Here is a 21812-nt window from a genome sequence, read left to right as displayed (position 1 = left end):
GCGGAGCGCGGCTCTCAAAAAATAACTCATTGGATCTAAGCGCGTAGCGCTATATCTAGAGAGAGGTTCAGAACGATGGAGCAACAAGCTATTCAGCCGATCCTGGAAACCCTATGGTGGGTGATTCCAGACAAGCTAGCGGGAGTGCGCAAGCCGACGGCAGAGGAATTGGCTGAGCTACAGGCTGCGGGAGTGGGGGCGATCGTCTCCGTGCTGGATGATTCCTCTAATCTGGATTTGTATCAGCAGATCCAAATTCCTTACCGCTGGCTGCCGACTAAAGGGGGTACGCCTCCCAGTCAAAAGCAAGTTCAGGAGCTACAGAATTTTGTGGATAGCCAAAATCTTTTGGGTCACGCGGTGGCGGTTCACTGTACTAACGGCAAGCGCCGAACCGGAACTCTCTTAGCGGCATACTTGATTGCTGGCGGTTTGTCTTACCCAGATGCGATGCAGATGATCCATCGCGCTAATTCTGACCTCGATCTTCGAGAGACTCAAATCTTATTCTTGCAAACCTTGGCAGGAGTCAGATGAAAACCATCCTCTTCCTTTGTACGGGCAATTACTACCGCAGTCGATTTTCCGAGCATTGGTTCAACCACCTGGCAACCCAGCAGAATTTAGACTGGCGCGCCACATCTCGCGGATTAGGGCTGCACCGCGAGAACAATAATGTGGGAGCAGTTTCGCCAGACGTGATTGCCGTTCTGAAGGAGCGCGGTGTGCAGGTGCCAGATAGCCTAAGAAATCCTACGCAAGTTACCGACACAGACTTAAGGGCAGCCGATCACATCATCGCTGTGGATGAGCCGGAACACCGACCGTTGGTAATTGCTCAATTTCCTGAATGGGTCGATACGGTGGAATATTGGCGGGTGCGCGATTTGGATGAAACCACTACAGAGTCTCCCTTAATTCAGCTTGAACGGAACATTCAGAAACTCGTCGAACTGCTGAAACTGCCTGATCCGCAGCCCCAAAAAGCGATCGAATGAAAAGCCGGAGGTGTAGATTAAGATAAAGCCCCAAGCCCCAAGCGCCAAAACTTTCATTTCTCGATCGCTTTCTCACCCTGTGGATTTTTCTGTTCTATAACTAGACTTGAGACAGTTCTCCTATTTGAAAAAGTAACAATACAACAAGAGTACGATGAGAGCTATTTTCTTAAATTTTTTAATTCTCTCACTGTCTAGTTTAGCGACATTTCAGATGAACTTCTATACTGTGGCGACCGCATCCCCTGATCCTGTTACTCAACAGACAAATTTAGAAGAACAGGCGAGAGGTTATGAGCTTATCTTGCAGCAAGAACCCAATAATCAGACTGCACTTGCGGGACTGCTAAACATTCGTCTTCGACAAGGTAGGTTTGAGGCAACAATTACTCCGTTAGAAAAACTGGTTGAATTAAACCCTAATAGAGTCGAGTACGGAATTCTTCTAGCACAGATGAGGCAACAGTTTGGCAACGTTGAGGGATCTGTGCAAGCCTATCGCGATGTCTTGGCAATTCGACCACTAGAAATTAGAGCCCTCAGTGGATTAATTTATCTTATGGTGCAGCAAAACCGTTCAGGAGAAGCCATTAGCCTTTTACAAGACACATTACAGAATGCTGGAACCCTTGATACCCAGAATACTGGAACCCTTAATACCTGCCAGTCTAGAACAGATATCATTGCAGTTCAAATGTTATTAGGATCAATTCATGCTAAACAGGGGCAATTCAATGAGGCGATCGCTGTCTACAACCAGGTAATTGAGAGCGATCGCCAAGATTTCCGTCCAGTTCTAGGCAAGGCATTAGTCTTACAACAGCAGGAACGTATTAAGGAAGCTAAGGCTCTGTTCGCCGTTGCTGCGTCCCTTGCTCCTGAACAGTTTAGAGATCAAATTAACCAACTGTCTAGATGAAATGTCTCAGTTATGATGAATTCGCTTTAGCAAGAACGCTAAAAGTTGATGTATGACTAGATTGGATCACCCGCCCAGAATTTTGTTTTTGTACGGCTCTCTCCGGGATCGCTCCTACAGCCGACTAGCTGCCGAAGAAGCGGCTCGGATTATTCAAGAATTTGGGGCAGAGGTGCGGTTTTTTGACCCGCGTGAGTTGCCTCTCTATGGCAGCGTGCCCGACACCCATCCCAAAGTGCAGGAATTGCGAGAGTTAAGCCTCTGGTCTGAAGGGCAGGTCTGGTCTAGCCCAGAGATGCATGGCACGATCACAGGCATCCTGAAAAATCAGATTGACTGGATTCCCCTCAGCATCGGTGCCGTCCGACCCACTCAGGGTAGAACCTTGGCGGTCATGCAGGTGAGCGGCGGATCGCAATCGTTCAACGCCGTCAACACGATGCGCTTGCTGGGGCGCTGGATGCGGATGTTCACCATTCCCAATCAGTCCTCGATCGCCAAGGCATACCAGGAGTTCAACGACGACGGCACAATGAAAGACTCGCCCTACCGCGATCGCGTGATTGACGTGATGGAAGAACTCTACAAGTTCACGCTGCTCCTGCGGGACAAGGTGGATTATTTGACCGATCGGCACAGCGAACGCAAGGCAAAGCTTGAGCGCAAGGAAGAGAGCGATCGTCCAAGTCTGCACCCGAAGCTTTGAGGTTCTTAAGGCTCCAGTTTTTCAAATACTTTCAAATACTAATCAAATCGTTAGGTGATTTGATTCCAGAGATAGTAGGCTGGACTTGAACTCTGGTGTGTAGGCGATGACCACAGGATTGGTCTTGATTGTAGCGGTGCTAATACTGGGAGGGGTGATTGCCACGGTAGGCGATCGCTTGGGTACGAAGGTGGGCAAAGCGCGGCTGACGCTGTTTAATCTACGCCCTCGCAAAACTGCAACCTTAATTACTATTCTTACGGGCGGAATTATTTCAGCATCGACGCTAGGGATTTTGTTTGCAGTCAGTGACCAGCTCAGGACAGGAGTCTTTGAGCTAGAAAGAATTCAGGATGATCTGAAATCGGCTCGTGACGAGTTGACCCAAGCCAAAACGGAGCAGAATAAAACCGAGCAGCGGCTTCAGAATGCTCGCCGTCAGCAGTCTACGGCTCAGCGACGACTAGAGCGAATCAATCAATCGCTTCAGGCCGCGATCGACAAACAGGCTCGTACCGAAGAGCAGCTCAGCACCACGCAATCCCAGCTTCAGCAGATTCAGTCCAACTTTCAGCAGGCGCAAACCTTGCTGGGTTCTGTTTCACAGCAGGCTTCCGCTCTAAGAAGCGAAATTCAGCAGCTCCAGACCGATCGCCAAGATCTAGTCCGCCAGCGAGATGAGGTGAGGACGCAAATTGCCCAACGCGATCAGGACATTGCCCAACGCGATCGCGCCATTGCCGAACGAGAGGCAAAGCTGCGGCAGCTTGAAGTGCAGCGGAGTTCTCTGACGCAAGAAATTGATATCCTCGATCGCCAATACCAGTCGCTAGAGCAAGAATATCAAGACCTGCGGCAAGGCAACGTTGCCATTCTTCGCAACCAGACGCTAGCGGCTGGAGCTGTGCGGGTCAGCGATCCCACTGCGGCACAGCAGGTGATCAATCAGCTTTTGCAGACGGCCAATCTCCGGGCAGCTCAGCGCCTCCGCCCCGACACGACTGATGTTGCCGAGCAAATCATTCAAATCACCAATGCCGAAGCTACCCGAATCATCGATCAGATTCAAGACGGCAAGGTTTACGTGATTCGCGTCTTGTCAGATGGTAATTATGTGGTGGGCGAACCCTGCGTGTTGGCAGGGGAAGACTGCGTTCAGGTGAATGTGAGCGCCATTCCCAATCAGCTTGTTTACCGTCAGGGCGAAGTGGTTGCCTCTACAACGGTTGATCCTAAAACCATGCCCGAAGACGAACTCAAGATGCGAATTAATCAAATGATTACTGCCGCTCAATTTCGGGCGCGACAAGCCGGAATTGTGCCTGAAACCATCCAAATTGCCAACCGCGATCGCCTCTACAGCTTTCTGGAGCAGCTTAAGAAAGTTGAGCAGCCTATAGAAGTTCAGGCGATCGCGGCTGAAGAAGCCTATACGGCGGGTATTCGGCTTGATCTACAGGCAGTACAAGCTGGGCAGATCCTATTTGGAACGCAGTAGGGGCAGAGTCAGAAGCTAGCATTCGGGAGAGTCAGAAGCTAGGAGAGGCGGCAAACCCCCCTGTTCCTTACGGTTCGCCCCCATTCCGTCGATCGCCAAAATCCTTAAACTAAGAGCATTAGAGCAATTTTAGAAGCAATTTGGATTCACTTAGCTTTGAGGCTGCCAAAACCCTGAGCTTTTGGGGTCTTCAATCCAAAGTCCAAATTCTAAACTCTAAAATTTCCAAACCGTCCAAATTCTTGTTCGGTAAACACCCCTTCATCAGATGGATAAAGGTACACAGTATATAAGTAGTGCGGATATAGGGCGTGGCGATCGTCGCGCATTCAGGCTCTCATTTATCATGTGCCGACCATCCTTAAGGGCGCGGTTATCAGTCAGCAGTTAGTCAGCATAGAGCTACGTTAGAACCGGAGTAATCGATTTATGGCAAAGGTTGTTGGAATAGACTTAGGGACGACAAACTCGTGCGTTGCAGTTATGGAGGGAGGAAAGCCCACCGTTATCGCCAACGCCGAAGGGTTTCGCACGACGCCTTCTGTAGTGGCATATGCTAAGAATGGCGATCGCCTGGTGGGGCAAATTGCCAAGCGTCAAGCCGTGATGAACACGGATAATACCTTTTACTCCGTGAAGCGGTTTATTGGTCGTCGCTTTGACGAAATTACAAATGAGGCGACTGAGGTTGCCTACAAAGTGCTGAACGTGGGCGGCAATGTCAAGATTGACTGCCCAGCTCAAAGCAAGCAGTTTTCGCCCGAAGAAATCTCGGCTCAGGTGTTGCGGAAGCTCAAGGAAGATGCCAGCAAGTACCTGGGTGAAGATGTGACTCAGGCAGTCATCACCGTTCCAGCGTACTTCAACGACTCTCAGCGTCAGGCGACCAAGGACGCAGGTAAGATTGCCGGATTAGAAGTCCTGCGGATTATCAACGAGCCGACGGCTGCCTCTCTGGCATACGGTCTAGACAAGAAGAGCAACGAAACCGTTCTTGTGTTTGACTTAGGCGGCGGTACGTTTGACGTATCGATTCTGGAAGTGGGCGACGGCGTGTTTGAAGTGTTGTCTACCTCTGGTGACACGCACCTAGGTGGTGACGACTTCGACAAGAAGATCGTAGACTTCCTGGCTGAAGGCTTCCGGAGCGCCGAAGGCATTGACCTCCGCAAAGACAAACAGGCATTGCAGCGGCTGACCGAAGCGGCAGAAAAAGCCAAGATTGAGCTGTCTAGCGTGACTCAAGCTGAGATCAACCTGCCCTTTATCACCGCAACGCAGGATGGCCCCAAGCACTTGGACACCACCTTGACTAGGGCGAAGTTTGAAGAGCTGTGTTCCGACTTGATCGATCGCTGCCGCATTCCCGTCGAAAACTCGATGCGTGATGCCAAGAAAGACAAGAGCAACATTGACGAAGTGGTTCTCGTGGGCGGTTCGACCCGGATTCCGGCTGTGCAGGAGCTAGTGAAGCGCATCCTGGGCAGAGATCCCAACCAGACCGTGAACCCTGACGAAGTGGTTGCAGTCGGTGCGGCAATTCAGGCAGGCGTACTGTCTGGCGAAGTCAAAGATATTTTGCTGCTTGACGTGACCCCGCTCTCTTTGGGCGTGGAAACCTTGGGTGGCGTGATGACCAAAATCATTCCTCGCAACACGACCGTTCCTGCCAAAAAGTCGGAAGTCTTCTCGACGGCGGCTGATGGTCAGAGCAATGTAGAGATTCACGTGCTGCAAGGCGAACGTGAAATGTCTAATGACAACAAGAGCTTGGGAACCTTCCGTCTGGACGGTATTCCTCCCGCTCCTCGTGGCGTGCCTCAGATCGAAGTCATCTTTGACATCGACGCAAACGGCATCTTGAACGTTCGGGCAAAGGACAAGGGCACAGGCAAAGAGCAGTCCATCAGCATCACGGGAGCTTCTACGCTGCCTTCCGATGAAGTTGAAAGAATGGTGCGCGATGCTGAAAACAATGCCTCGACGGACAAAGAGCGCCGCGAACGCATCGACATGAAGAACCAGGCTGATTCTTTGGCTTACCAAGCCGAGAAGCAGATGGCTGACCTAGGCGACAAGGTTCCTGCCGAGGAGAAAGCCAAGGTTGACGAGCTAGTAAAAAATCTGCGCGATGCCGTCACGGTAGAAGACTTTGACAAGATCAAGTCTTTGACCACCGAGCTTCAGCAGGTCTTGTACACGATCGGCAGCAGCCTCTATCAAGGTGCCCCTGGCGAAGGCATGGGCAACCCTGAAGGTGGCGTACCTCCTACAGGTGGCGAAGATGACGTGATTGATGCTGAGTTCTCTGAAGATAAGTAATCTCAGGCGATCGCAGCTCACTAATTTATGGCGTGTAGAGTGCGTCATAATTCAATAAGAAGAAGGCTTTCTAGGGTACTGCTCTGGAAAGCCTTTTTTATTGCTCTCAATGATTTGGGAAAATGATTTGGGAAAACAAGAAGTAATAACTTACCCAGCATAGGGGCGATCGCCCTCAGTGATTTCCATCGCCCCTTACAGCCTAGAGCGCCTCGAAACTGCCACCCTCAAACTCACAGAACCCAAGCCCAAACTCAAAGCCGACCACGCCCAAGGCATCATTTATCTAGACGACAACACTCAGCTCCGAGGCATCCTTGCGATCGCCTGGGACTACAAGCTCGGCAACCGATCGGCATTGGAATGGATTCTCGACCAATACAAAGAGAAAAAGCCCAAAGATGGGACGATCGCCGCCAAATTTAACACCTATCGCTTTGCCGACTACAAAACTCAGGTGATAGATTTGCTGCAACGGGTCTGCACCGTCAGCGTCGAAACGATGCACATTATCAGGCAAATGCCCTAGCGCTCAAGAAAGCGATTGGTTCTGAGATAAATTGGGAGCGATCGCCCCTCCTCATATCGTCCTTGCTCAAATGAAGACAGCTCACCGGGTAACTTTGGGCTAGACTCAAACACAATCTCAAACTGAGCATCGGGCTGCATTTGTCGCATGATTCGCACATAATCTTCGGCATTGTTGCGGTTGCGGAAGCGTTCCATCATCAGGCGCTGGCAATTGGGCAGCAGACGATAGACCACCCAGGGACGGAGTTGGTCAGAATAGAGCATAATTTATTTGCACTAGATAAAATGAGACACGAAAGCGAGGGCAAGCTATTACTCCTGGAGGACTCTGGCTGCTTACCCCGTTCTTATTTTCTTATTCGTCATTATGACGAACTTACGATAAATCGTCAAGATGGCGAACTAATTTAGATGAACAGCAAGCGGGAGAGGCGACTTCAAGATAGTGAATCACCGATCGAACTTCTGAGAATTCAGCGCACAAAGCTGTCTCAGAACGAGTTTGCCATACATTGCGATATTCCACCCCGCACCTATCAGCGCTGGATTGCTGGCAAAACCGAAGCCAAACTCTCGCCTCGGCAGTGGAAGGCGTTAATGCAGATCTTGAACTTAACCGCCGATGAGATTCCTGATGATTTTGGGGCGATCGAGCAAGATCCGGCTTCCTAAAAATAAGGGCGATTTTTGAGCTTGCCTATTGCTCATTTCGCCTCATTAATTAGCCTCATTAATTACAATTGTGCCGTCATCCTCAATCAGCAGCGGCGTAACGGGAAAATCACTTTCAATCAAATTGCGCACAAAGCTGACACTTCGGAACGTGTCGTCAACATAGGGCACACCGTTGGCATCCAAGAGCACCGGAATCACCTTGCCCCCGACAAACTTGCCCTCATCATTCAAATCAGCCTGTAAAATCATCGAGTTGCCCAAAACGCCCTGACTAGACAGCGTTTGGTAGCCCACGAAGTTGCCCAGCGAATAGGCGATCAGCCTGCTCTTGTAAAGCTCAAGCGATCGCGGCACATGCGGCCCATGCCCTAGCACCAGACTGGCTCCCTGATCAATCATGGCATGGGCAAACTGGACAGAATTTCCCCGATCTTCGCCAAAAAACAGCTCTGAGCGATCGGGTGTATTCATGGCATCGCTGCCTTCGGCTCCCGCATGAACTGAAATCACGATAATCTGAGCTTGCTGCTTGGCTTGATCGACTAATGCCCTTGCCGTATCCAAATCCAGCATCCAGTTGTGATCTGGCAAATAGCTGAAGCCGATAAAGGCGATCGGCACACCCTTGACCGTGAGATAGGAGATTTTACCCTTCTGACCGATCGCCGTCATCCCCAACTGCTCAATATTGGCGATCGTGTCGGCAAAGCCCTGATCAGAAAAATCGAACGAGTGATTGTTTGCCACGCTGAGAACGTTGAAGCCTGCGTCCTTCAGCACATTGGCAAAAGCGGGCGGCGTACGGAAAGCAAAAGTCATCCCCTGGTTGATATCTTTTGCCGAGTAGGGATAATCTGTTAGCGTACTTTCAAAATTGCCGAACAAAATATCTGCCCCCGCGAAGTAGGGCTTAACGTCGTCAAATAGCCACTGTCCGCCGTCGGCCGGGAGGCGATCGCCCGGAAAATTGGTTCCTAGCACCATATCGCCGACTGCCTTGATCGAAATGATTGGCTTGGCTGAGCTAGAGGGCAACGCCGCCAGGGGCGAGGCAAGGCTGGGCTTAGGCGCTGGCAATTCAACATCAGCCGTTGGTGGAATCAACGCGACTCTTGCAGAATTTGCCTCAGCAGCTTGGCTAGAGCCTGGAGCCTGACGCTGGGAAAAAAAGCTTAAGCCTATTCCGGTCAAGAAGCTAACCAGAATCGTGGGCAGCAGGAGCAAGGCGATTTTGGGGTGAGGTGAGGAGGTGGGAGGGTGGGAGGGTAAGGGGGTAAGGGAAGGACGATCGCTCTTCAGCGTTTGGCTATGGGCAGCTCGATTTCTTTCATCTCCCAGCGCAAAGTTCTGCGTCCACACGGTTTGCTGTCCTTGCTGCCCAAAGACCCGTAGAGATTGAATTACAGGAGAATCTAGACCCAGCAGCGTCGCGTAAACGACCCGTGCCAACGGGCGATCGGGCAAACGGGATGATTGCAAAACCACCTGCAAATTGCCGCCTTGCAGCAGCGTTTCCACCTGAACTGTCTGATTCAGCAGCGCTCTCTGAATCAGTTGGGCGATCGCCTCTTCATTTCCCGTACGCGCCAACTCTATCTGCCGATCGCCCACAGCCCATTACTCCAAAAAAAGAATAAGTGACTTTAATCATAGATCTTTAGAGCGTTTCTGACAGAGATAAGCGGCATATGTAGCGTAGAAAATTGAAATTCCTCCACCTGTAGCGGAGGTTAGTTAAACGCCTAGCTTATCTAAGACCGATCGCGTAGAAACCACGTGACGATCGAGTCCTAGCTCCTTGGGCGACACCCCTAGCGCCAGTGCCACTAGCTGCGGCAGATGCAGCACAGGCAGACCCAACGCCTGCCCCACCACCTTCTCGACTTCAGGCTGACGCGAATCTAGATTGAGATGGCAGAGCGGGCAAGGGGTAACGATGCAGTCTGCCCCGGCAGCGATCGCCTCCTGGATATGTCCGCCTGCCATCTTAAAGGACTCCGTTGTGGCATAGCTCGACAGCGGCCAGCCACAGCACTGGGTTCGCCCCCGGTAGTAGACGGGCGTTGCGCCGATCGCCTCAAACACACGCTCCATCGACTGCGGATTGTAAGGATCGTCGTAGGGCAAATGATCCTGGGCGCGCAGCAGATAGCAGCCATAAAAAGCGGCGCATTTCAAACCTGCCAGCTTGCGCGTTACCCTTTCTTGCAGGGCTTCGATGCCAAAATCAGCTACGAGCGCCCACAGCAGGTGTTTGACTTCAGTGCTGCCCTGGTAGGGAGAGCAGCCTTCCTGCTTCAGCAAGCCGTTGACCTGAGCCAGATAAGCGGGATCGTCCTGCTGAGCTGCTTTAAGCCGCTCATCCACATGACCAATCACGCCCTGGCAGGTGCTGCAATGGGTCAGTAGCGGCAGATTTAGCGATTCTGCCAGGGCAATGTTTCGAGCATTAACTGTATCTTCAAGGAGCTGAGAATCTTCTTTGAAGGTGCCGGAGCCGCAGCAGGATGCTTTTTTTAGCTCGATCAGCTCAATACCCAGAGCCTGAGTGAGCGATCGCGTTGACATATACAGCTCCCGGCAGGCTCCTTGGGCGACGCAACCTGGGAAATAGGCGTACTTTAAAGTCATGAATCTTGTATCTTGTGTAGTCCTCTCTCCTCTATCATGCGGTCTTTATTCCCCGAATGTCTGTCTCGTCATACTCTCTTACAGCGCTTTGCGCTGGGTTAAGTGTCGGTTATTTTTTAGAAGCCGCGCGGAGCGCGGCTTCTATAGCAACCGCCAAGGCGGTTAGGACGGAGACATTTCCTAAGCAAACTGGCAACAGCTATAAAAAATAACCGTGGTTTAGGCAATTGAAAATTGCTGCATAGCATTACGTAATTGATTTAGGACGAGTTATTTTTTGAGAGCCGCGCGGAGCGCGGCTCTCAAAAAATAACTCATTGAGCCTAAGCGCGTAGCGCTATAAGAGTCGCGAGAGGAGTTTGAGGTAAATTTACTAATACGTTTACGTTTCCAAGCTGTTTGTCACCCAATGCTTTCCCAAATCTTTTATCTCGTTCGCTCTAGGGCAGATGGTCAATATCTGGTGGCACGCACCCAGCCCAATGCCGATGCACCTCCCAACCCTGGCTACCTACTGATGTTTAAAGAACATGCCGATGCCCTCAGCTATCTGAATACCCACGGCGGCGAGGTCGCCCATCGATTTTCGGTAGAGTCGCTTCCGGGCACTCAGCTCAAAGCCCTGATCAAGCGCTGGGGATTTATCGGCGTGGGCATGGTGCAAGATCCGCTGATTCCACAAATTGAGTTTCTGCTGCAAGATTGAGCGCCCCCTCATTTGAGATAAAATACTGAATCGCCCACCGACCCTCTTTTTACGACTCATGACACATTACCGCATTACCCTTCTTCCTGGCGATGGCATCGGACCCGAAATTATGGAGGTGACGGTAGCCGTGATGAAGCGCGTCGGGGAACACCTCGACCTGCAATTCAGCTTCAAGGAGGCGCTGATGGGCGGAGCGGCGATCGATGCTACAGGCAATCCTCTCCCTGATGAGACGCTGGAGATTTGCAAGGACAGCGACGCCGTTTTGCTAGCAGCGATCGGGGGCTACAAGTGGGATTCATTGCCCAACAACCTGCGTCCAGAGCGGGGTCTGCTAGATCTGCGGGCTGGGCTGGGACTCTTTGCTAACCTGCGTCCGGCAAAGATTTTGCCGCAGCTGATTGATGCCTCTACCCTGAAGCGCGAAGTTGTGGAAGGTGTCGATATTATGGTGGTGCGAGAGCTAACGGGCGGCATTTACTTTGGGCAGCCGAAGGGTATCTTTACGACCGAAACAGGCGAAAAACGCGGCGTAAACACCATGGTTTACTCCGAAAGCGAGATCGATCGCATTGGCAAGGTCGCCTTTGAAGCAGCCCGGAAACGCGGCAGCCGACTCTGCTCAGTAGACAAAGCCAACGTGCTGGAAGTCTCGCAACTCTGGCGCGATCGCATCACCCAGCTTAGCGCCGACTACCCCGACGTAGAGCTATCTCACCTGTACGTAGACAACGCCGCAATGCAGCTCGTGCGTTCCCCCAAGCAGTTCGACACGATCGTTACAGGCAATCTGTTTGGCGATATTCTCTCTGATGCGGCTGCCATGCTGACGGGCAGTATTGGTATGTTGCCCTCTGCGAGTTTGGGAGCTTCAGGCCCCGGCGTGTTTGAACCCGTTCACGGCTCTGCTCCTGATATTGCCGGACAGGACAAGGCAAATCCTCTAGCTCAAGTCCTGAGTGCCGCCATGATGATGCGTTACGGGCTAAATGAACCGGAAGCAGGCGATCGCCTAGAGCAAGCCGTGATGACGGTGCTAGACGCAAACTACCGCACGGGCGATATTATGTCTCCCGGCATGAAGCTTGTCGGCTGCAAAGAAATGGGCGCAGCATTGATGCAAGCCCTGGGCTAACACTCTGGCACTGCTGATTTTATGCACAAATTTTTTTGAGAGGGGCGCGGAGCGCCCCTCTCAAAAAAATTTATACCCAGATGTGCTTACGAGGCAGATATTTTTTGAGTGCCGCGCTTAGACCTTAAAACAGTATTAGGCAGGGTACTCTAATGGGATTTGAGAATCAATGGCAGGAGGAAGCAAGAGAGAAAAAAGAGACGGCAAAAATGATGTCTAGATGTACGACCAAGAGAATAAACTGACTTGAAGTAAAGTCTGTTTTAGGAAACAAGCAAAGCGCAAGTTTGACCGAATAAACTTACTTATGGCGAATTAACTCGTAAATTGCCAGATAATCCTGACCCGGATTATTCCAGGAATAGTCGTACTTCATGCCCTGAATCACCAGATCCTTAAAGCCTTCTGGATCGCCATGCCACAGACCCAACGCCCGATCGATCGCAAATTCCAACGCATAGTTGTCGCTTTGGTAAAACATATAGCCATTGCGCTCTTCAAGCGGATGAAACTCGTCATAGTCGCGATCGAACACCGTATTTACCAGACCCCCAACCCCTCGGACGATCGGCACCGTGCCATACCGCAAGCCAATCATTTGGGTGAGTCCGCAAGGCTCGTAGTTGCTAGGCACAATGATGAAATCTGCACCCGCATAGATCAGGTGAGACAGCTCTTCATTAAAGCCTAACTCCAGATGACAGTCAGGACTGTCGTTCAAAACGTTTTTCTCATGCCAGAAGTGCGCATTGATGCCAGACTCTGTTGCCGAACCCAGCAAAACAAACTGTGCCCCACGCCCCAGCGTGAAATAGATCGCGTGATGAACCAGATGAACTCCTTTTTGCTCATCTAGCCGCCCAATAAACGCCACGATCGGCTTTTCATCGTCCTGACTGAGGAGGAGGCGATCGCGCAGTGCCCGCTTATTTTTTGCTTTAATGTCTAGCTTCTCGACGGTGTAGCTGTAGGGAATGTAGCCATCCGCCTCTGGATTCCACACATCGTAATCAATGCCGTTTAGCACCCCCCTAAACTTGTGCTGATGCATGTGCAGCGTATGCCCCAGACCATAGCCAATCTCGGTATGATGCGCTTCCCAGGCATGATGGGGCGAAACGGTGGTGACATAGTTGGAATAGACAATACCACCCTTCATGAAGTTCAAGCCAAAGGGATTGAAGTTGTCCTGAAGGCGATCGTACTCAAAGTAATACTCAGCCCGGTTTAGCCCGGTTGCCCACAGTAGCTCTGTTCCGGCTATGCCCTGATGCTTAAAGTTGTGAATGGTGTAGCAAACGCGCTGATTCTCCATGCCAGAATACTGATACATTTCGTACAGCATCACAGGCACTAAGCCCGTTTGCCAGTCATGGCAGTGCAAAACATCCGGGCGCTTGTTGGTTTTCAACAGAAACTCTAGCGCCGCCTTGCTGAAAAAGGCGAAGCGCAGGTTGTCATCCGAGCAGCCATAGTAAACGCCCCGGTTGAAAAATTGGTCTTGCGACTGTGGCTCAATGAAAAAACAGAGCTGCCCTAGCACCCAGCCACACAAAACCTGGCAGCGGATTGCACCATCGCACCAAGGCACCATCAGATCTCGGTAGGCTTCGTGCAGTCCCCAGATCTGGTCATACCGCATGCAGTCATACTTGGGCAGAATGATTTCGACTGTATGCCCCCGAATCGCCATCTCTCGGCTCAGCCCATAGACCACGTCGCCCAAACCGCCAGCTTTGATAACGGGGGCACACTCGGAGGCGATCTGAACGATGTACATAATAATTTCTTAAAAGATAGTGAGTAAAGCTCCAACTCGTGGGAAATTATACTCGAATGCGGGTGGGAGTAAGAAGAGCCTGATGGAAGAGTTTAGCCAGGAAGGGGAAGGGCTTGATATATTGCAGAGGTGTCCGTAAAGAATCTGGTCTTCCAGGGAATCTGAGCTTTGTAGCAACCGCCAAGGCGGTTAGGACGGGGACATTGAGGGTGGGGCGCGAAGCGCCCCACCCTCAATGTCCTAAGCAAACTGGCGACAGCTATACCAGGAATCTAATATGCTAAGGAATCTCTATGTTAAAGGCTCTACTGTTTGATATTGACGGGACGCTGGTCGAAACAGATACGCTCCATTACGAGATTTGGCGTCAGGTGCTGGCAGAAGAAGGGCTAGAGATTGATGACGCAGCCTATAAACAAAAGATCAGCGGTCGGCTGAATCCCAACATTGTCAGAGATCTCTTGCCCCATCTTTCCTCAGAGCAGCAGACTGCTTTTGCCGAACATAAAGAGGCAGTTTTTCGGGAACAGGCGGCTTTAGAGCCGCTAAACGGGCTGCTAGATTGTCTAAGCTGGGCAAGCGATCGCCACCTCATCCGTGCCGTGGTCAGCAATGCGCCCAAAGAGAATGCTGAATTTATGTTGAAGTCCCTCAAGGTGGCAGATGCTTTTTCGCTGGTGGTGCTGGGCGGCGAGCTGCCCCATGGCAAACCCCATCCTTTGCCCTACCAAGAGGCGCTGCGGCTGCTCAATCTTTCACCCGAAGAAGCGATCGCCTTTGAAGACTCGCCATCGGGCATTCAGTCTGCGGTAGCGGCAGAAATCGCGGTCGTGGGCGTGGCTTCAACCCATGATCCAGAAGAATTGAAGAAATTGGGAGCAGCGATCGTGATCAAAGATTTTGCCGATCCTCTACTCATGAAATGGCTGAGCCAAAAGTTGGACGCAATGCCCGTTTGAAACACCTTTGAAAAGCGCCTTTAACCAACTCTTGATCTCTTCATCTTTGTGATCTTTGGTAGTCCTCAAAAATCATGACAACGCGATGTGCAACTTGGTCTGAAAGTCTTGTAGGATGAGCGTCTCGCCCGTCCGAATCTGGGCAGGTAAGATGTCTGCCCCACGTAGATCAAGAGCTTTAGAAAAATAGTCGCACATCGCGTTACCTGGATACCAGTACCTAATCTTTTATCAAAGTTTCAAGTTTGAGCTAGCAGATTTAACCTCAGATCAGGGCATACTGGAAATCAGTAAACCGGATATGGGCTGGCGGCTGGCAATTGCTGGCAGTTTCAGCTGGGATATCGCAGTCATGTCGCAGCTCTACCGTCCGCCTCATCGGCTGTCCTGACAGGAGCAAGCGGTGGGCGGATAATAGTGGGTAAACTACTGGTAGGTGACTGCGGGTAAACTGCCTACAGCCTACTCTTCAATTCAGCTATCCTTATTTCTATCTCTAACGGATTCTAGAGGCTAAGCCAATGATTGAGATGAAAGTCGCTGGAATTGCCTTGGATGCGGTATCTCGCAGTCCGATCGTGCTTCTGAGAGACGCGACAGAGCGCCGTCAGCTGCCTATCTACATCGGACAAGATCAGGCAAGGGCGATCATCAGTGCATTAGAAAACCAGGCTCCGCCTCGCCCCCTCACCCACGACCTGATGGTCAATCTTCTCAATGAATGGGATATGGTTCTAGAGCGTATTGTCATCCATTCCCTTCAAGACAATACGTTTTATGCCATCCTACAGCTCCGTCAGGGCGAGGCTCGCAAGGAAGTGGATTCTCGCCCTAGCGACGCGATCGCCCTAGCTATCCGCACCAAAAGCCCCATTTGGGTGATGGAAGAAGTGGTTGCTGATGCTTCCATGCCCGTCGATCGCGATGCCGATGAAGCCGATCGCAGAGCCTTTAGAGACTTTCTGGACACCATTCGTCCAGATGACTTTAAACAGGGCGGACGGTTCAGCAAACAAGACGAGGGGTAGGGATGCAGTATCGGCGCTTTGGCAAAACCGATCTGCGCCTGTCAATTTTCTCGTTGGGGACGATGCGCTATCTAGCATCTGAGGCAAATGCGATCGCCACGGTAGAAAGAGCGATCGCCCTAGGCATCAATCATCTGGAAACCGCTCAGGGCTACGGCAGCAGCGAAAAATTTCTGGGCTTGGCGCTGCGATCGGTGCCCCGGCAGCAGGTTTACATTACCAGCAAAATTCCGCCCACGCCGGATGCTGACACTCTGGAGCGGCAGATCGACCAATCTTTGCACCGATTAGGCGTTGACTATCTCGATTGTTTTGCCCTTCACGGGGTGAATACTGTCGAGCATCTTGCCTGGATCGAAAACCCGCACGGCTGTATGTCCGCCGTGGGCAAAGCTGTTGCCGACGGACGCATCCGCCATGTGGGGTTCTCTACCCATGCGCCGCTGGAAGTGATTTTGCGGGCGATCGCCACCCATCAATTTGAGTTTGTCAATCTGCACTACTACTGGTTTAACCAGCGCAACGCCCCGGCAATCTCTCTCGCTTCAACCAACGATATGGGCGTGTTCATCATCTCGCCTGCCGATAAGGGGGGAATGCTGCACACGCCGCCGCTTGCCCTCAAAGCTCTGTGCCAGCCTTTTTCGCCGCTAGCGTTGACCTATCGGTTTTTGCTAAGCGATTGTCGCATTACCACCTTGAGCGTGGGCGCTGCCCATCCTGATGAGCTAGGGGCGTTGAATGTGAGTGATGATCCCCTCACGCCGGAAGAGTCAATGGCGTTGAAACGATTGCAGCGTCACCATGCTGAAGCCTTGGGCACCGATCAGTGCAGCCAATGCCAACAGTGCTTGCCTTGTCCAGAGGCAATCAATATTCCAGAAGTGCTGCGGCTGCGAAATCTGGCGATCGCCTACGACATGACGGATTACGGACAGTACCGCTACCGGATGTTTGAAAACGCCGGACATTGGTTTCCTGGACGGAAGGGCGATCGCTGCACAGACTGCGGCGACTGTCTGCCCCGGTGCCCTGAAAACCTAGATATTCCCCGCTTGCTGCGCGACACCCATGATCGGCTCAATGGAAAATCTAGACGGCGACTCTGGGGAGAGTAGAGATTTCTATTTGACTTGCACTGTTAGCTCAAATTGATTGAGGATGGAGCGATCCCCCTCCCACTGCCGCCATTCTTTGAGCTGAAGGTGAGCTGTGCCAGGAGATTTTGCTTGGAGGGTGAAAGTGCGTTGACCGCCTGCCCCAATGCCTGAATTCGCGGGAGAAAATTCTAAACTTTGCAGCTCCAGGATTTGCTCGTCCGGAGTTTGCAACGTCCAGCGATAGCCTGTTGTGGGGTTCTCAGCAAGCTGAATCGACAGGATATCACCTGAGCTAACCTCAAGGGTTTTGCCAGAATCGGCGGCAGTGAGGGCTAGAGGCATGGTTTGGCTCCCGGTTGGCTGAGAGGATGCTGAGCTAGAAGGACTGAATGAGCAAGATGGAAGAGCGATCGCGCCTGCCAGCAAGACAAGTATCAATACAGACCTAAGAATATTGAAAGATATTGCTGGAAGACCTAGCATTCGATCGGGGTTTAGCGGTTGTGGCATAGCTTATAGAATAAAAGCACATCGCCCATCGGTCTTCTTTTATAGCAACCGCCTTGGCGGTTAGGACGGGGGCATTTTCGGTGGGGCGCACCGCCCCACCGAAAATGCCCTAAGCAAACTGGCGACCGCTATAGGAGTTCATGTGGTACAGATAAAGCCTCGAATTTTGACCTTAGAGGAATTCTTGACGCTGCCAGAAACCAAACCTGCTAGCGAGTACATTGATGGGCAAATTATTCAAAAACCGATGCCAAAAGGGAAACATAGCGCCATTCAAACAGAGCTGGCGACCGCGATCAATGTCATTCTTAAACCTCGCCGGATCGCCAGAGCTTTTTCAGAATTGCGTTGTACTTTTGGAGAGCGATCGATCGTGCCCGATGTGTCGGTGTTTGTTGGGTCTAGAATTCCGCGTGACGAAAATGGAGAAATTGCAGACGCTTTTCAAATGCAGCCAGATTGGGTTATTGAGATTTTGTCGCCAGAGCAAAGTCAGACGAAAGTGACTAAAAACATTCTACATTGCCTCGATCACGGAACTGAAATAGGCTGGCTGATTGACCCGGCTGAACAGACGGTGTTGATTTATTTGCCCAAACAGCAGACGATGATTTTCGATGAACCAGAACAACTGCTTCTCGTTCCAGCTTTTGCAGGGGAGTTAAAGCTAAGCGTTGGAGAGATCTTTAGCTGGCTCTCTGAATAAAACAATTGATAGGAAAGGTGCTGACGATCGCCTCCTGTTTTGACACCTTGAGCGATCGCCAACATCCCATCTGCACTCATCAGTCGTCTTGGTTTCAAGCACCAGGTTTCAAGCACTGGCGCGATTACGCAGGTTTAGCAGCATAAACGTAGAAGGCAATTCCCTCATTCGTCCATCTGTCTCCAATGCTGGGACTGGTGGAATACTGATAACGCCAGGGTTCAGCCGCGACATAGCGATAGACCGGAATCGTGTTTTCCACCTGAGTTTCGTAGGCGTAGAAGGCAATACCGTCGTTTGTCCAGCCTTCGCCAATGCAGCCTTGAGTAGAGTAGAAATAGCGCCAGGGATTTTCTGCCCGACACTGGTAGACCGGAACGGTTCCGGGTTGGCTGGCTCCAAAAGCATAGAAGCCGATGCCGAGGCGCGTCCAGCCATCTTGCACATCGGGGCTAGTGGAATACTGATAGCGCCAGGGTGCGGTGGCGTTGTACTCGTAGACAGGAGCGATCATTGCCAGAGGCTCTACTACGCTATCAACTGCCCACATGGTGGCATCAATCCCACATTCGCCGTAGCCGATGCGGAAGAAGCCATTTTCGCCCCAGCCTTCGCCCCAGCTATTTTTGCAGATCCAGCAGCTTGCCACGTCGTCATAGCCGACGATCGAAACGCAATGCCCGCCTTCGTAGTCGCCTGAAACATAGCGATAGATGCCGTTGCTATAGTAGTAAAAGTCGCTGTAGACCGTGAAGCAGGCTACAAGTGCGCCTTTGGTAGACAGCCACTCTTTCATTTCAGCCAGGTCGGTAATCTCGTGGTGGCTCTTGATTTTGATGGCTTGGTTTTGCCAGTCCGCACAGACGACGCAAGCCTGATCTCCGGGTATATAGGGAAAGCAAGCTTCATCGCTGATGCCCGTGACAAAAGCCTCTAGAGCAGGAGACACCCACCAGCCTGTGCCGCAGCCGTAGCCATCCAGACTGGCATAGCAGTAGAAAAGCTGAGCTTCTGAAAGATCAATGCCTGAGTTGGGCTTGTTCTTTTGCATCTGGTAGGTTGCTTCTACGGTGGCAACGGCTCCAAAAGCTACGCAAGAACCGCAGCTCGACTGATCTTTGATTGGTGTGACGTAGCCGCCATCTTGCAGGTTGTGATACGAGGGATAGCTGAAGGTTTGCCCTTTGTCGATCGCCGACTGCATCACGGCAAAGTTCATCCGCGCCGACTGTTCGCGCTGCTCTAGCGTCAGTTCCCCATCTGAAGGAACGTAGCCTAAGCGCATCCTTTTCTCAAGGGTAGAAAGCTGAGAAATGGTGGTTTCGTTGGCTTGCCACTGCGCTCCGGCAGCAGAAACAGCAGACTGTAGCTGAATGGGATTAATGTTGTCCGTCATAATGATTCTTCCAGGTTATTGAACTAGGGGGTGAGCAAGCTGTTGATCTTGAGCTGAAGTTAGGCGAAGTTTTAATAGGTTGAAAGCATCGGGTTATTGAGGAGCTTCCTATTGTTTTGAAAGCTGCTACCGCTTGGCTGCTACCGCTTGATGTATTTATCGTGCCAAAAAAGATTATTAGAGTACATTACCCGCGCGGGTACTCTTCAGATGCCCTGTAGCGTAAGGAGTTGCACGATCGCTACTCCTATTAAGCAATATTCAAAATTGTCTAAATAATCTACTTCAATTTAGGCAAGCTGAATATTTTTAACTATACAAAATTGGGATTGCAATTGAGCATCGCAATCAAAGATAAATATTTGTGAGCTAATTCCGGAAATAAGTTTCTAAGTTTCCCTGCCCATGATTTAGAGCATTTCCAACGGTACAGCTTGGGTAGGCGCTGGAAATGCGGTGTCTAGTGCCATGAGTTCTTCTGAACTCAGCTTCAAATCCAGGGCGGCTCGGTTCTGATCAATATGTTCTACTCGACTTGATTTAGGAATGACAATGATGCCTTCCTGATGCAGCAGCCAAGCGATCGCCACCTGTGCCGCAGTCACATTTCGCTGCTGGGCAATCTTCTGGAGCATCCGATTCTGGAGCAAACGACCTTGCTCAATGGGGGAATACGCCATAATCGGCATACTGCGCTGCCGACACCAAGGCAATAGATCCCACTCAGCGCCGCGCCGCATGAGATTGTAGAGTACCTGATTGGTGACGATCGCCTCTCCGCCCTTGATTCCACTGGCTTCTGCCATATCACGGCGATCGAAATTGCTCACCCCATAGCTGCGGATTTTGCCAGACTGTTGCAACGTTTGAAATGCCTCCAGCGTCTCTGATAACGGGATAGAACCCCGCCAGTGCAGCAAATATAGGTCAAGATAGTCCGTTTTAAGCCGTTGCAGACTGCGCTCACAGGCAGCGATCGCTTTTTGGGAGGAAGCGTTATGGGGATAGACCTTGCTGACTAGAAAAACCTCTGAACGATGAGGGGCGATCGCTTCAGCAATCACCGCTTCTGCGCCTCCCTCACCATACATTTCGGCAGTGTCAATTAGAGAGATGCCCAAGTCTAAGCCATGTTGTAAAGCTCTAATTTCAGCTTGGCGCTGGCTGGCATTCTCTCCCATTCGCCAAGTCCCTAGACCCAATGCCGGGATGGATTGTCCAGAAGCTAAGTGAATTGTTTTCACGGTGATACCCGTTGGGATGGTGAAGATGACTTAAGGGATTCGCGGTTAATCCTGATTGGGGTCAATGCCCATTGCTCGCAACCGTTCAGCTAAACGTTGGGCTTTCGCCTCGGCTTCTTGGGCTTTTGCCTCAGCTTCTTGGGCTTTTGCCTCGGCTTCCTGGGCTTTTGCCTCGGCTTCCTGGGCTTTTACCTCAGCTTCCTGGGCTTTTGCTTCAGATGCAACTGCCCTTTCCTTGCCTGTTGGAACAACTTTGCCCGTCCGATCGCACCAGCGCAGCCAGGTTCCTATCTGTTCCTCAAACTCGCCTTCCCAGAGCGTTAGCCCCACGCCTGCTTCTTCTAGCCAGAAAGGTGCGGGCAGTTCCATATACCGCCTAGCGTTGAGTGCCCACACCTTAAGAGATTCGCCATTCATCTCGTCTGATTTTTGAAGCTGCTTTAGCGGATCAAATACAACATAGTAAGGAATGCCAATTTGAGCATAGATCTGCTGCTTTTTGCCAAGTTCTTTGCCCTCCCGATTGGAGACAATCTCGATCGCCACATCGGGCATCTTGCCAAACTCCCAGACAAAGTAGGAGCGGTTTTGCTTCTGGCTCCAGTCTTCGGGCATCTGCACCTCTAGGCTCAGAAAGACGTCAGGGACGATCGGGTCAAGCTTGAGTCCGTAGAATAGCCCAACGTTCGCAGCCGCAATAAAAGGAGGGGGTACAGCTTGAGAACTGTAAAGCGGCTCCACGAGAAGCCGCTGCTGTTTTTCAGACTGAAAATTATCCACGGGCGTGTCGTCTTCAGTAACAATGTGGCTGATGTCAGGAATGACAAGTTCTTCGGCTAAAAGCTCTGGAGTCATGGCATCTAGCAAGTGCAATAGTTCCTATATTACGTCTGATATAGCACTACGTAATTGAGTTAGGACAAGTTATTTTTGGAGAGCCGCGCGGAGCGCGGCTCTCCAAAAAT

Annotated in this window: 21 protein-coding genes and 1 pseudogene; 14 read left to right on the top strand and 8 right to left on the bottom strand. The window is 51.3% G+C overall.

What is annotated here, in order from left to right; genetic code table 11:
• Nucleotides 1-75: 75 nt before the first annotated feature.
• The 7 genes and pseudogenes from AC5JMP_RS12605 to AC5JMP_RS12575 form a co-directional block, all read left to right on the top strand.
• Nucleotides 76-537: a phosphatase domain-containing putative toxin gene (locus AC5JMP_RS12605; RefSeq protein ID WP_495851821.1), complete on the top strand. Its 462-nt coding sequence runs from the start codon at nucleotides 76-78 to the stop codon at nucleotides 535-537.
• Nucleotides 534-998 (top strand): arsenate-mycothiol transferase ArsC, encoded by a 465-nt coding sequence (locus tag AC5JMP_RS12600; protein WP_495851820.1) that lies wholly within the window; start codon nucleotides 534-536, stop codon nucleotides 996-998. The genes AC5JMP_RS12605 and AC5JMP_RS12600 overlap by 4 nt, the downstream gene beginning before the upstream one ends.
• Before the next feature lie 214 nt (nucleotides 999-1212).
• On the top strand, nucleotides 1213-1917 hold the full coding sequence (locus tag AC5JMP_RS12595; protein WP_495851819.1) for a tetratricopeptide repeat protein: 705 nt from the start codon (nucleotides 1213-1215) through the stop codon (nucleotides 1915-1917).
• A 52-nt stretch (nucleotides 1918-1969) separates the two neighbouring features.
• Entirely contained in the window at nucleotides 1970-2623 is a 654-nt protein-coding gene (gene arsH, locus AC5JMP_RS12590; RefSeq protein ID WP_495851818.1) for an arsenical resistance protein ArsH, read from the top strand.
• A 106-nt stretch (nucleotides 2624-2729) separates the two neighbouring features.
• Nucleotides 2730-4121: a DUF3084 domain-containing protein gene (locus tag AC5JMP_RS12585; protein ID WP_495851817.1), complete on the top strand. Its 1392-nt coding sequence runs from the start codon at nucleotides 2730-2732 to the stop codon at nucleotides 4119-4121.
• 429 nt (nucleotides 4122-4550) lie between these two features.
• Nucleotides 4551-6443 (top strand): molecular chaperone DnaK, encoded by a 1893-nt coding sequence (gene dnaK, locus AC5JMP_RS12580; protein WP_495851816.1) that lies wholly within the window; start codon nucleotides 4551-4553, stop codon nucleotides 6441-6443.
• A 184-nt stretch (nucleotides 6444-6627) separates the two neighbouring features.
• Nucleotides 6628-6972, top strand: a pseudogene (locus tag AC5JMP_RS12575) (type ISP restriction/modification enzyme); the annotation flags it as partial.
• On the opposite strand, the gene AC5JMP_RS12570 reads toward AC5JMP_RS12575, so the two are convergent.
• Nucleotides 6969-7238 (bottom strand): hypothetical protein, encoded by a 270-nt coding sequence (locus AC5JMP_RS12570; protein ID WP_495851815.1) that lies wholly within the window; start codon nucleotides 7236-7238, stop codon nucleotides 6969-6971. The pseudogene AC5JMP_RS12575 and the gene AC5JMP_RS12570 sit on opposite strands and share 4 nt — an antisense overlap.
• Before the next feature lie 147 nt (nucleotides 7239-7385).
• Here AC5JMP_RS12570 and AC5JMP_RS12565 point away from each other — a divergent pair, with 147 nt between their 5' ends.
• Entirely contained in the window at nucleotides 7386-7646 is a 261-nt protein-coding gene (locus tag AC5JMP_RS12565) for a helix-turn-helix domain-containing protein (RefSeq protein WP_495851814.1), read from the top strand.
• A 45-nt stretch (nucleotides 7647-7691) separates the two neighbouring features.
• Here the strand turns inward: AC5JMP_RS12565 and AC5JMP_RS12560 are convergent, their stop codons facing one another.
• Complete coding sequence (locus AC5JMP_RS12560; RefSeq protein ID WP_495851813.1) at nucleotides 7692-9260, bottom strand: CapA family protein; 1569 nt, start codon at nucleotides 9258-9260, stop codon at nucleotides 7692-7694.
• A gap of 123 nt (nucleotides 9261-9383) precedes the next feature.
• Nucleotides 9384-10280 (bottom strand): CoB--CoM heterodisulfide reductase iron-sulfur subunit B family protein, encoded by an 897-nt coding sequence (locus tag AC5JMP_RS12555; protein ID WP_495851812.1) that lies wholly within the window; start codon nucleotides 10278-10280, stop codon nucleotides 9384-9386.
• A gap of 409 nt (nucleotides 10281-10689) precedes the next feature.
• Between AC5JMP_RS12555 and AC5JMP_RS12550 the strand changes: the two genes are divergently transcribed.
• Both AC5JMP_RS12550 and leuB read left to right on the top strand, forming a co-directional pair.
• Entirely contained in the window at nucleotides 10690-10986 is a 297-nt protein-coding gene (locus AC5JMP_RS12550) for a hypothetical protein (protein ID WP_495851811.1), read from the top strand.
• A gap of 58 nt (nucleotides 10987-11044) precedes the next feature.
• Nucleotides 11045-12124, top strand: coding sequence for a 3-isopropylmalate dehydrogenase (gene leuB / locus AC5JMP_RS12545; RefSeq protein ID WP_495851810.1), 1080 nt, complete (start codon nucleotides 11045-11047; stop codon nucleotides 12122-12124).
• Nucleotides 12125-12425: 301 nt separating this feature from the next.
• On the opposite strand, the gene glgA is transcribed toward leuB, so the two are convergent.
• Nucleotides 12426-13904, bottom strand: coding sequence for a glycogen synthase GlgA (gene glgA / locus AC5JMP_RS12540; protein ID WP_495851809.1), 1479 nt, complete (start codon nucleotides 13902-13904; stop codon nucleotides 12426-12428).
• Nucleotides 13905-14197: 293 nt separating this feature from the next.
• Here glgA and AC5JMP_RS12535 point away from each other — a divergent pair, with 293 nt between their 5' ends.
• The 3 genes from AC5JMP_RS12535 (at nucleotide 14198) to AC5JMP_RS12525 (ending at nucleotide 17009) form a co-directional block, all read left to right on the top strand.
• Nucleotides 14198-14863 (top strand): HAD family hydrolase, encoded by a 666-nt coding sequence (locus AC5JMP_RS12535; protein ID WP_495851808.1) that lies wholly within the window; start codon nucleotides 14198-14200, stop codon nucleotides 14861-14863.
• A 521-nt stretch (nucleotides 14864-15384) separates the two neighbouring features.
• Nucleotides 15385-15891, top strand: a complete 507-nt coding sequence (locus AC5JMP_RS12530) for a bifunctional nuclease family protein (RefSeq protein ID WP_495851807.1) — start codon at nucleotides 15385-15387, stop codon at nucleotides 15889-15891.
• 2 nt (nucleotides 15892-15893) lie between these two features.
• A complete protein-coding gene (locus tag AC5JMP_RS12525) occupies nucleotides 15894-17009 on the top strand; it encodes an aldo/keto reductase (protein ID WP_495851806.1) in 1116 nt (371 codons plus the stop codon).
• A gap of 6 nt (nucleotides 17010-17015) precedes the next feature.
• On the opposite strand, the gene AC5JMP_RS12520 is transcribed toward AC5JMP_RS12525, so the two are convergent.
• Nucleotides 17016-17501: a protease inhibitor I42 family protein gene (locus AC5JMP_RS12520; protein ID WP_495851805.1), complete on the bottom strand. Its 486-nt coding sequence runs from the start codon at nucleotides 17499-17501 to the stop codon at nucleotides 17016-17018.
• A 142-nt stretch (nucleotides 17502-17643) separates the two neighbouring features.
• On the opposite strand from AC5JMP_RS12520, the gene AC5JMP_RS12515 reads away from it, so the two are divergent.
• Entirely contained in the window at nucleotides 17644-18207 is a 564-nt protein-coding gene (locus AC5JMP_RS12515) for a Uma2 family endonuclease (RefSeq protein ID WP_495851804.1), read from the top strand.
• Nucleotides 18208-18331: 124 nt separating this feature from the next.
• Here the strand turns inward: AC5JMP_RS12515 and AC5JMP_RS12510 are convergent, their stop codons facing one another.
• The 3 genes from AC5JMP_RS12510 to AC5JMP_RS12500 all read right to left on the bottom strand — a co-directional run bounded on the left by AC5JMP_RS12510 (nucleotide 18332) and on the right by AC5JMP_RS12500 (nucleotide 21702).
• The gene (locus AC5JMP_RS12510; RefSeq protein WP_495851803.1) at nucleotides 18332-19603 is read right to left on the bottom strand and encodes a C1 family peptidase; all 1272 of its coding nucleotides are present in this window, start codon (nucleotides 19601-19603) and stop codon (nucleotides 18332-18334) included.
• A gap of 410 nt (nucleotides 19604-20013) precedes the next feature.
• The gene (locus AC5JMP_RS12505; RefSeq protein ID WP_495851802.1) at nucleotides 20014-20847 is read right to left on the bottom strand and encodes an aldo/keto reductase; all 834 of its coding nucleotides are present in this window, start codon (nucleotides 20845-20847) and stop codon (nucleotides 20014-20016) included.
• Nucleotides 20848-20892: 45 nt separating this feature from the next.
• Complete coding sequence (locus tag AC5JMP_RS12500) at nucleotides 20893-21702, bottom strand: Uma2 family endonuclease (RefSeq protein ID WP_495851801.1); 810 nt, start codon at nucleotides 21700-21702, stop codon at nucleotides 20893-20895.
• Between the last annotated feature and the right edge of the window lie 110 nt (nucleotides 21703-21812).

It is taken from the genome of Drouetiella sp., assembly GCF_059504425.1.
Note: the sequence above shows the minus strand (reverse complement) of the source record. Positions and strands in the feature narration are given on the sequence as shown.

Excerpts from the sequence above, each read along its gene's own strand:
- arsH (WP_495851818.1), top strand. The coding sequence starts at position 1,970 with ATGACTAGATTGGATCACCCGCCCAGAATTTTGTTTTTGTACGGCTCT.
- AC5JMP_RS12555 (WP_495851812.1), bottom strand. The coding sequence starts at position 10,280 with ATGACTTTAAAGTACGCCTATTTCCCAGGTTGCGTCGCCCAAGGAGCC.
- AC5JMP_RS12585 (WP_495851817.1), top strand. The coding sequence starts at position 2,730 with ATGACCACAGGATTGGTCTTGATTGTAGCGGTGCTAATACTGGGAGGG.
- leuB (WP_495851810.1), top strand. The coding sequence starts at position 11,045 with ATGACACATTACCGCATTACCCTTCTTCCTGGCGATGGCATCGGACCC.
- AC5JMP_RS12510 (WP_495851803.1), bottom strand. The coding sequence starts at position 19,603 with ATGACGGACAACATTAATCCCATTCAGCTACAGTCTGCTGTTTCTGCT.
- AC5JMP_RS12595 (WP_495851819.1), top strand. The coding sequence starts at position 1,213 with ATGAACTTCTATACTGTGGCGACCGCATCCCCTGATCCTGTTACTCAA.
- AC5JMP_RS12600 (WP_495851820.1), top strand. The coding sequence starts at position 534 with ATGAAAACCATCCTCTTCCTTTGTACGGGCAATTACTACCGCAGTCGA.
- AC5JMP_RS12525 (WP_495851806.1), top strand. The coding sequence starts at position 15,894 with ATGCAGTATCGGCGCTTTGGCAAAACCGATCTGCGCCTGTCAATTTTC.
- AC5JMP_RS12605 (WP_495851821.1), top strand. The coding sequence starts at position 76 with ATGGAGCAACAAGCTATTCAGCCGATCCTGGAAACCCTATGGTGGGTG.
- AC5JMP_RS12570 (WP_495851815.1), bottom strand. The coding sequence starts at position 7,238 with ATGCTCTATTCTGACCAACTCCGTCCCTGGGTGGTCTATCGTCTGCTG.
- AC5JMP_RS12530 (WP_495851807.1), top strand. The coding sequence starts at position 15,385 with ATGATTGAGATGAAAGTCGCTGGAATTGCCTTGGATGCGGTATCTCGC.
- AC5JMP_RS12565 (WP_495851814.1), top strand. The coding sequence starts at position 7,386 with ATGAACAGCAAGCGGGAGAGGCGACTTCAAGATAGTGAATCACCGATC.
- AC5JMP_RS12520 (WP_495851805.1), bottom strand. The coding sequence starts at position 17,501 with ATGCCACAACCGCTAAACCCCGATCGAATGCTAGGTCTTCCAGCAATA.
- AC5JMP_RS12535 (WP_495851808.1), top strand. The coding sequence starts at position 14,198 with ATGTTAAAGGCTCTACTGTTTGATATTGACGGGACGCTGGTCGAAACA.
- dnaK (WP_495851816.1), top strand. The coding sequence starts at position 4,551 with ATGGCAAAGGTTGTTGGAATAGACTTAGGGACGACAAACTCGTGCGTT.
- glgA (WP_495851809.1), bottom strand. The coding sequence starts at position 13,904 with ATGTACATCGTTCAGATCGCCTCCGAGTGTGCCCCCGTTATCAAAGCT.
- AC5JMP_RS12550 (WP_495851811.1), top strand. The coding sequence starts at position 10,690 with ATGCTTTCCCAAATCTTTTATCTCGTTCGCTCTAGGGCAGATGGTCAA.
- AC5JMP_RS12500 (WP_495851801.1), bottom strand. The coding sequence starts at position 21,702 with ATGACTCCAGAGCTTTTAGCCGAAGAACTTGTCATTCCTGACATCAGC.